The organism is Streptomyces sp. NPDC027663 (assembly GCF_055566415.1).
The window spans coordinates 1-8066 of sequence record NZ_JBVHSK010000008.1 but is presented as its reverse complement, the minus strand read 5'-3'; the positions used below and the strand labels follow the sequence as shown (position 1 = coordinate 8066).

At 73.7% G+C, this 8066-nt stretch carries 4 protein-coding genes, 2 tRNA genes and 2 pseudogenes; 3 read left to right on the top strand and 5 right to left on the bottom strand.

From position 1 onward, the window contains the following. Both ACZ4SF_RS21745 and ACZ4SF_RS21740 read right to left on the bottom strand, forming a co-directional pair. The coding region (locus tag ACZ4SF_RS21745) for a PAS domain-containing protein (RefSeq protein ID WP_468386849.1) at nt 1–4364 on the bottom strand (4364 nt) is incomplete at its 3' end. A 296-nt stretch (nt 4365–4660) separates the two neighbouring features. Further along, a complete protein-coding gene (locus tag ACZ4SF_RS21740) occupies nt 4661–5140 on the bottom strand; it encodes an SSI family serine proteinase inhibitor (protein WP_468386846.1) in 480 nt (159 codons plus the stop codon). A 232-nt stretch (nt 5141–5372) separates the two neighbouring features. Here ACZ4SF_RS21740 and ACZ4SF_RS21735 point away from each other — a divergent pair. Both ACZ4SF_RS21735 and ACZ4SF_RS21730 read left to right on the top strand, forming a co-directional pair. After that, a tRNA-Ser gene (locus ACZ4SF_RS21735) sits at nt 5373–5463 on the top strand. A gap of 204 nt (nt 5464–5667) precedes the next feature. After that, a tRNA-Arg gene (locus ACZ4SF_RS21730) sits at nt 5668–5740 on the top strand. Nucleotides 5741–5842: 102 nt separating this feature from the next. On the opposite strand, the gene ACZ4SF_RS21725 is transcribed toward ACZ4SF_RS21730, so the two are convergent. The 3 genes and pseudogenes from ACZ4SF_RS21725 to ACZ4SF_RS21715 all read right to left on the bottom strand — a co-directional run. Next, a complete protein-coding gene (locus ACZ4SF_RS21725; protein WP_468386843.1) occupies nt 5843–7126 on the bottom strand; it encodes a site-specific integrase in 1284 nt (427 codons plus the stop codon). Further along, complete coding sequence (locus tag ACZ4SF_RS21720; RefSeq protein ID WP_468386840.1) at nt 7126–7308, bottom strand: helix-turn-helix domain-containing protein; 183 nt, start codon at nt 7306–7308, stop codon at nt 7126–7128. Before ACZ4SF_RS21720 ends, ACZ4SF_RS21725 begins: the two co-directional genes overlap by 1 nt. After that, a pseudogene (locus tag ACZ4SF_RS21715) lies at nt 7305–7856 on the bottom strand (replication initiator); the annotation flags it as partial. The gene ACZ4SF_RS21720 and the pseudogene ACZ4SF_RS21715, both read right to left, overlap by 4 nt. Between ACZ4SF_RS21715 and ACZ4SF_RS21710 the strand changes: the two are divergent. Continuing rightward, nucleotides 7840–7974, top strand: a pseudogene (locus ACZ4SF_RS21710) (XRE family transcriptional regulator); the annotation flags it as partial. The pseudogenes ACZ4SF_RS21715 and ACZ4SF_RS21710 overlap by 17 nt on opposite strands. Nucleotides 7975–8066: the final 92 nt, after the last annotated feature.

Below are 8066 nucleotides of genomic sequence, written 5' to 3'. Positions count from 1 at the left end.
AGCGAGGGCTGCGTCAGGGGCTGCCGGCCCCCGAGCGAGGGCTGCGCGGACGCCGGTTCGGCCGCCGGACGTGTACGGGCCGTCTGCTCCTGCTGCGGCTCCGGACGCGTGGCCGGGTCGGGCGGGGTGCCCAGCTTGCGCCGCCGGCCCGAGCCGCCCGGCGCGTGCGGCGGCGGGGTCGCCGTCGGCTGCTGCACCTGAGCGGCCTGCCGCGAGAACGGCACGCCCTGCCCGAGTGTGCGGACGCTGAACGCCCGCCCCTGGGTGGAGTCCGGGTCGGCCGCCGCCATGCCCGCGGCCTCCGCGGGCAGCGGCTGGGCCGCCCGCTGCGGCTGCCCACCGGGCAGCGCGTTCCCGGGCGCCGGGGTGGGAGTCCCCGCACCGGCGGTGTCGGCGGTCCCCGGCCACTGCTGGGGAACACCGGGCGGCGCCACGGTCTGCCCGGCAGCGGTCTGCCCGGCAACGGCCTCGGACGGCAACGGCAGGGCACCCGGCGCGCCGACCGGGGTACCGGTCGGCGGGGTGCCCGGCTGCGCGCCCGGGGCGGCAGGGGCCTGGGACGGCGCGGCGGGCGCGGGTTGTCCGGGTACCGGCTGCCCCGGAGTTCCCTGGGCCGGTACGGCCGCGGGCTGCTGCGCCTGGGCGGCGGTGCCGTGGGCCGGCGTGGCCGACGGCTGGGCTGCCGGTGCCGGCGCCGGTGCCGGGCCGGCCGCCGTGCCCTGGGCGGGTACGACGGGCTGCGCCGGATGGCCGGCGGCACCGTTCTGGGCAGCGGGGGACGCCGCTACGGCCACCGGGGCCGCAGCGGACGGCTGCCCCGCGGGCGGCACCGGACCGGCCTGGACGGGGATGCCCTGCCCGGCCTGGACGGGGATGCCCTGCCCGGCCGTACCCTGCGCCGGAACGGCGGGGCCTGCCGGGGTTCCCTGGCCGGGAGCCGACGGAACGGCCGCGTCCTGCGGGCCCTGACCGGACGCGGGCGGCACCGGAACCGGCTGCGAGGGACTCTGCGGGGGCGCGGCCTGAGCCGGCACCGACTGTCCGGGAGCGATCTGAGCCGGCACCGACTGTCCGGGAGCGGCCTGAGCCGGCACCGACTGCCCGTGCGAGGCGACGGGCGCGGCCCCCGGCGGCAGTACCTGCGCGGCCTCGGCCGACTGGGCCACGGCCCGGCGGCGCCGACCGGTGGGGGCGCTGGTGGGATGCGGCTGCGGCGGGGTGTGGTCCTCGCCCTGGCCGTCGAGCGGTACGGCGTCGTGCCGGCCGTCGTCGCCCGCAGTGCCCGGGACGGACACCGGCATCTGCGCGGGCACCTGCACCTGTCCGGGCAGCGGCCCGGCACCGGCCGCCGCGGCGGCGAAGTGCGGCTGAGCATCGGCCGCGGGCGCCGCACCGGCGGGCGTGACCGCACCGGGAGGTACGGGCGCTCCGGCACTGGGGGGCACGGGAACTCCGGCGCCGGGAGGTACGGGCGCTCCTGTGCCGGGGGGCATGGGGGCCCCGGCTCCGGGAGGTACGGGCGCTCCGGCACCGGGAGGAACGGGCGCTCCGGCACCGGGAGGAACGGGCGCTCCGGCACCGGGAGGTACGGGCGCTCCGGCTCCGGGAGGTACGGGCGCTCCGGCTCCGGGAGGAACGGGCGCTCCGGCACCGGGAGGCACGGCGGCTCCGGCTCCGGGAGGCACGGGAGTCCCGGGGTCCGCGCCCGGAGTCATGGGGGCCTCGTGGTTCGCGCCCGGGGCGACCGGCATGCCGGTGCCGGGAGACACGGGGATTCCCGCGTTCGGGCCCGGAGGCACCTGGGCCCCTGCGTTCGCGCCCGGGGGAACCGGCACCCCGGCACCCGGAGGTACCGGCACCCCGGCACCCGGAGGTACGGAAATTCCGGCACCTGCGCCCGGGGCGGGACCGTCGCCGCCCATGTTGCGGTCGCCGCTCATGTTGGCTGCGCCGCCCACGTCGGCTGCGGCCATGTCGGTGCTGTCGGCCGCGGGGGTCGGCGTCCTGTCGGCCTCGGCAGGCGGCAGGGCGAAGACCGTGCGGGCGCCCGCCTCCTGCGCCGCGGCACGCTCCGCCGCGGCCGCCAGGGCTCGCCGGCGCCGTCCGGTCGGCTGCCCGCCGTCGGCCGGAACCGCCTCGGCACCCGGAGTCGGCGCGCCGCCGGCCGCGGGGAGGGCGGGCGGCAGAGCGGCCTGCGGGGCACCGGTGTCACGGCGGGCGCGGCGGCCCGTGGGCGCGGGTACGCCCTGCGGCGGCACGGCGGCACCGAGCCCCGCGTGGGAGGCAGCCGCCCCAGCGGCATGCTCGGCCGCGGTCACCACGGCCCCCTCGGCAACGCCCTCACCGGATCCCGTCCCGTCACCGGCGCCCGACCCGTCACCGGCACCCGACCGGTCACCGGCGTCCGGTCCGTCACCGGCGTTGTTCTCGGCCGGCCGGCCACGGCGCCGTCCGGTCCCGCCGGACGCGGCCTCGCTCTCGGCCGGTGCCGCGGCGGTCGCCTCGGCGGGCGCGCCGGCCCGCCGCCGGCGTCGGCCGGTCGGCGCGGGCGCGTCCGTGTCACCGGCGTCGCCCGAGCCGGCGGTGTCGCTCTCCAGGAAGGCGTCGGTGGAGGCCCGCCGGGCCCGGCGCCGGCCCCCGCCGGCTCCCTCGGCCGCACCGGAGTCGTCCGCGACGGCCGGACCGGAGTCGTCCGCGGCGGCCGCACCGGCCTCCGGCACCTGCGCGGCGGCAGCCGCAGCCGCGGCGACCGCACCCGCTCCACCGCCCAGCGGCACCTCGAGCACGTACGCGTTGCCGCTCATGCCCGGCACCTCGTGCGTCTGCAGCACACCTCCGTGGGCGCGCACGATGCCCCGCACGATCGGCTCGTGCACCGGGTCTCCCCCGGCGTACGGGCCGCGCACCTCGATCCGCGCGACCGCACCACGCTGCGCGGCGGCGACCACGACGGTGTTGTCCAGATAACCGCCCGCCGAGACGGGCGTGTTGCCGGTGGCGTCGACCCCGGCGACGTCCGCCACGAGATGCGCGAGCGCGGTGGCGAGCCGCTGCGGGTCGACCTCGGCCTCGATGGGCGGCGCGTGCACGGCGAACTGCACACGTCCCGGACCGATCAGCTCGACGGCCCCGTCCACACCGGCGGCGACGACGGCGTCCAGCATCACCTTCGTACGGGTGATGTCCTCGCTGCCCGCGTCCATCCGCTGGTAGCCGAGGACGTTGTCGATGAGGGTGGTGATGCGCGAGTAGCCGGCGGACAGGTGGTGCAGGACCTGGTTGGCCTCGGGCCACAGCTGTCCGGCGTCGTCGGCGGCCAGCGCGGCCAGGTCACGGCGCAGTTCGTCCAGTGGCCCGCGCAGCGAGTGCGCGAGCAGCGTCAGCAGCTGTTCGTGCCGCCCGGCCAGCGCCTCGTACCGGTCCTTCTCCCGTTCGGCGAGCGCGGCGTAGCGCTCCTCGCCGGACGCCAGCTCCTCCGCGTGCTGCTCGCGCAGCTCCTCGACCTCGGTGACGTGCTGCTGGCGCAGCGCGGTCAGGTCGGCGGCGTGCTCCTCGGAGAGCCGCTCCAGCGCCTCGGTGTGCGCCTTCTCCAGCGCTTCCTTCTCCTCGGCCAAGGTGTCGAACGGCCGCCGGTCGGTGAAGGTCATCACGGCGCCGACGAGCTGGTCCCCGTCCCGCACCGGCGCGGTGGTCAGATCGACCGGAACCCTTTGGTCGCCCTTGGACCACAGCACCTGCCCACGCACCCGGTGCTTGCGCCCGGAGCGCAGGGTGTCGGCGAGCGGCGACTCCTCGTACGGGAACGGTGACCCGTCGGCCCGCGAGTGCAGCACCAGCGTGTGCAGCTCCTTGCCGCCCAGCTCACCGGCCCGGTATCCCAGTATCTGGGCGGCGGCCGGGTTGACGAGCACGATCCGCCCGTCGGTGTCGGTCCCCACCACGCCTTCCGCCGCGGCCCGCAGGATCATCTCGGTCTGCCGCTGCGACCGGGCCAGCTCCGCCTCGGTGTCGACGGTCCCGGACAGGTCCCGGACCACGATCATGAGCAGCTCGTCGCCGGTGTAGCCGTAACCGTCGTACGCCTGCTGTCCGTTCTCCAGATTCGCGCTGGTGACCTCGACCGGGAACTCGCTGCCGTCGGTCCGCCGCGCCACCATCCGGGTCGGCTTGGTCCGCCCCTGGGGATCCATGTGATCGGGCCGCCGCATGGACCCGGGGATCAGCCTCGAGTCGAACTGGGGCAGCAGATCGAGCAGGCCACGGCCCACGAGCGCCGTACCAGGCGTCTCGAAGGCCTCCAACGCGATGGTGTTGGCGTTGACGACGGTGCCGTTGGCGTTGACGAGGACCAACGCGTCAGGCAACGCGTCGAGTATGGCTGCGAGGCGAGCAGCGCCTCGGGATGGCCTGCTGCTCACGAGACGCCTTCCTCCCTGTTACCGCACCTTGCCGACCGCTCGGGCCATCTTGCCAACCGGCCCGCGACGTGTCACGCGAGGGAGTCTAAGCGCACGCGTTGCGCTCGCGACGCCGGATGAGAGGGACGTCCCACGAGGAAGTGATGCCGAACGGGTGACCGCATGGTCCGGCTCCCCGACACCTCCCCGGGACCTTTACGGAATCAGTGCGTCCGCCCGGGATCTCCTGGCACCGCCGGCCGCTAGCGGGACGCGCCCGCTTTCGGCAGCAGGGGCACCATCCGGTCCCACCGCCCGATCTCGCACCCGTCGCTGCGGTCGTACCGGGCGTCGACCGGGCGTCCGGCCCAGGTGCCGGTGACATGGGCGGTGGCCGGGCCGCCGTAGAGCATGGTGCAGGTGCCGCCAGGGGCCACCGGCGCGAAGGGGTCCCGCCCCCACCGGGTCTGCTCGTCGAGCACCCGGCAGGCCCCGGCCACGTCCGGATGCCGGCCGGCATCCGGGTGACAGGACACCTCGTACGTCCCGTCCGGCCCCGCTCCGCCGTGCCGGACCTCGACGGTGAGGTGATCACCCCGGTCCTCGGGCCGGACGAGCGGCGGCACGGCACCGGCCGCGGCGGCGGGTACGGCGGTGAGCGGGACGAGCGGGACGAGGGGGGCGACGGCGGCGAGGGAGGCCAGCAGAAGGCGCCGCTCGCTGCCCGGCAGTACAGAGACCATGCCCTGTCCAACGCCGAACCCGGTGAGACGTTGCGCCCCGCGAGCCACTCCGCCCTCCTGTGCCCCCTCCTGTCCCGCTCCTGCCCCCTGCACCCCGTCACCCGCCTCACCGGAGGAAGCCTTTGCCCTGTGACCCGCCTGCCTAGTACCGTAGGGGGCGATTGGTGACAGGGCGCTTGCCTGTGTCATCATCTGCACGCACCACTCGCGCGCTCGCGTGAGCGGTTGTGCTGGAGGCGTCGCCTAGTCCGGTCTATGGCGCCGCACTGCTAATGCGGTTTGGGCCTTAAAGCCCATCGAGGGTTCAAATCCCTCCGCCTCCGCACCGATCCCGAAGCCCCGGTCCCCCAGGACCGGGGCTTCGGCGTTCCCAGCCTTGGGCGCATCTTCGCCCACTCACGGCGTTTGTGCAGGTCACAAGGGGTGTGCGAATCGGATTTCACATGGCGGCGGCAGTCATGTAATGTTCTTCCTGTCGCCGCGAGCGGGCCGAAAGGGCCGGGAGCGGGGGCAAAACAAAAGAACAAGCACTCGTAGCTTAACGGATAGAGCATCTGACTACGGATCAGAAGGTTGCAGGTTCGAATCCTGCCGAGTGCACAACAGTTCAGAGGCCCTGTGGAGTGATCCACAGGGCCTCTGGCTTTCGCCTTGACGGCAGCGTTTGACGGCAACGGCCTCAGAGGGCGGATGCGGAGCCGATCAGACGGCTACGGGGACGCCGGCCGCGCCGTCGTCATCGTCCGGCCCGCTGCTGTCACCCCTCAGCGCGTCGCCGACGCGGTCGAAGGCGGAGCGCTGGGAGTCGAGCCGTACGAAGGTGTAGCTGTCCATGGTCACGCGGATGGAGCTGTGGCCCAGGACTTCCATGATCATGCGGGCGTCCGCGCCCTGTTCGTGGAGCAGGGACGCGCAGGTGTGGCGCAGGTCATGGAAGCGGACCTTACGGACTCCAGCGCGAGCGCACAGTGTCTCGAAGGACCGGTTCAGGTTGCGCGGCTCGATGGGGGTCCCGTTCTTCGTGGTGAAGACGAGGCCCTGACCCGTCCCCTTCCAGTTGGCACCGGCCGCCTTCCGGTCGGCTACCTGCTGCGCGCGCTGGGCACGGAGGGCCGTCACGCATTCGGCCGGCAGAGCCACGCGGCGGGCCGAGCGCTGAGTCTTCGGCGCGACGATCAGCAGTTCGCCGCCGACCCGCTGTAGGGCCTGCCGGACAGTGAGGACACCTTCGTGAAGATCCACGTCCGACCAGCGCAACCCCAGCAGCTCCCCCCGGCGCAGGCCGACGCGGACCGCCAGCTCGTAGACGGCCCCCAACCGGTTGTCACGGGCCGCCGCCAGGAGCTGACGCCCTTCCTTGGCAGTGAGCGGTTCGATCTCGCGCTTCGTCCCCATGCTCAGCTCCACGTTCCGGGCCGCGTTGCGCGGCAGCTCGTCTTCCCGTGCGGCGTGCTGGAGGGCGGCCCGCAGGATCACGAGCAGGAAGCGCACGGTCCTATCAGAGGGGAGCTTCCTGCAGCACTTACCGAGGGCGCAGCAGCGCCGCCTGTGCTCCGGCCGCTTCTTGTCCTTGCCCTGCGCGCAGCACTGGCAGGTGGCCGCCGTCTTGGCCAGGAAGGCCCGGATGTCGCGGGCGGTGAGCCGGGCCAGCTTCTTCCTGCCGAACTCGGGCGTGACGTAGTTGCGGACGAGCGATTCGTAGTTGACGTACGTCGTCCTGCGCACCTTGCCCTGGGCGACGTTCACCAGCCAGTACGTCAGGTACTCGCCGATGGTCATCTTGCTGGTGGCGACCGGCAACCCGTTGAGGGAGTCGGCCTTGAGCTTGGTCAGCTTCTCGTGTGCCTCATCCCAGGTCTTGCCGTAGACGCTGCGCCGCTTGTACGTGCCGTCCGTCGTCAGAACGTAGGCACTGCCTTCCCAACGGCCGTCCTTCCGCTGGTAGATGGTGCCCTCGTTGTTGGTGTTCTTCTTCGGCTTGGCCATCAGGCGGCTTCCTGTTCGGTGCGGAGGGATACGTAGGCGTCCAAGGCGGCTTCGCTGTTGCGGCGGCAGCGGCCGATCTTGAAGGAGGCGAGTTCGCGAGAACGGATCAGGTCATGGACCTTCCAGCGGCTGATGCCGAGACGCTCCGCGACCTGGTCCACGGTGAGCACGGCCGTCGTCATGCGGGCACAAGTCCTTCCTGCTTGAGGCGTTGGGTTTGGGCGATGCCGTGGCGGACCTGGGCGGCGAGGAGTGCTTCGCCGGGGCGGTAGCCGCTACTCAGGTAGGTCCAGGAGGAAGCGGTGACGAGGGTCGTCTCGTCGGTGGTGGGGTGGCCGGCGCGGGCGCGGGCGCGGGCGCGGGCGGCTTCGGCCTGGGCGAGGCGCCAGGCGCGGCGTACGTCGCGGAGTGCGCCGAGGGTGGTGGAGTAGGCGCGGGATTTGCTGGAGAAGTGGCCGCGGAAGCCGAGCATGTGAGCCCACTTCCAGAGCTTGAGTTCGGCGAACTCCGGCAGGTGGCCGAGGGCCCATGCGGTGCGGATCATCTGCCGTACGTGCTGCTGGACGGGCAGGGCCTTGATGGGTGCGGCCTGTCCGGTGCCGTCGCAGTCGGCGCACCGGTCGTGGAAGCCGTCCGGGCCGCGTACGTAGCCGCGTCCGGCGCAGGGGTGGCACATCAGGGTGCGGTCCACGGTGCCGGTGCCTTCGGCGTTCTTGTTGCGAGAGCGAGCGGATGACGGGTGTGCGGTCCGTATCGCGATCGGCGACCCCGACAGCACGAATGTCCAACAGTGCGGCGCGGAAGAGAAGTTCGGCCACGGGATCCAGTCCCGCTGCCGACTCGCCCTTAGACCGTGTCCTACGTGGTGAGGCGGTCGTTGGTCCGTGCATGGGGCGGGGTACGTGGAGTTGGATTGTTCCGGACGGGCTGTGGGAGATCG

Excerpts from the sequence above, each read along its gene's own strand:
- ACZ4SF_RS21740 (WP_468386846.1), bottom strand. The coding sequence starts at position 5,140 with ATGGTCTCTGTACTGCCGGGCAGCGAGCGGCGCCTTCTGCTGGCCTCC.
- ACZ4SF_RS21725 (WP_468386843.1), bottom strand. The coding sequence starts at position 7,126 with ATGGCCAAGCCGAAGAAGAACACCAACAACGAGGGCACCATCTACCAG.
- ACZ4SF_RS21720 (WP_468386840.1), bottom strand. The coding sequence starts at position 7,308 with ATGACGACGGCCGTGCTCACCGTGGACCAGGTCGCGGAGCGTCTCGGC.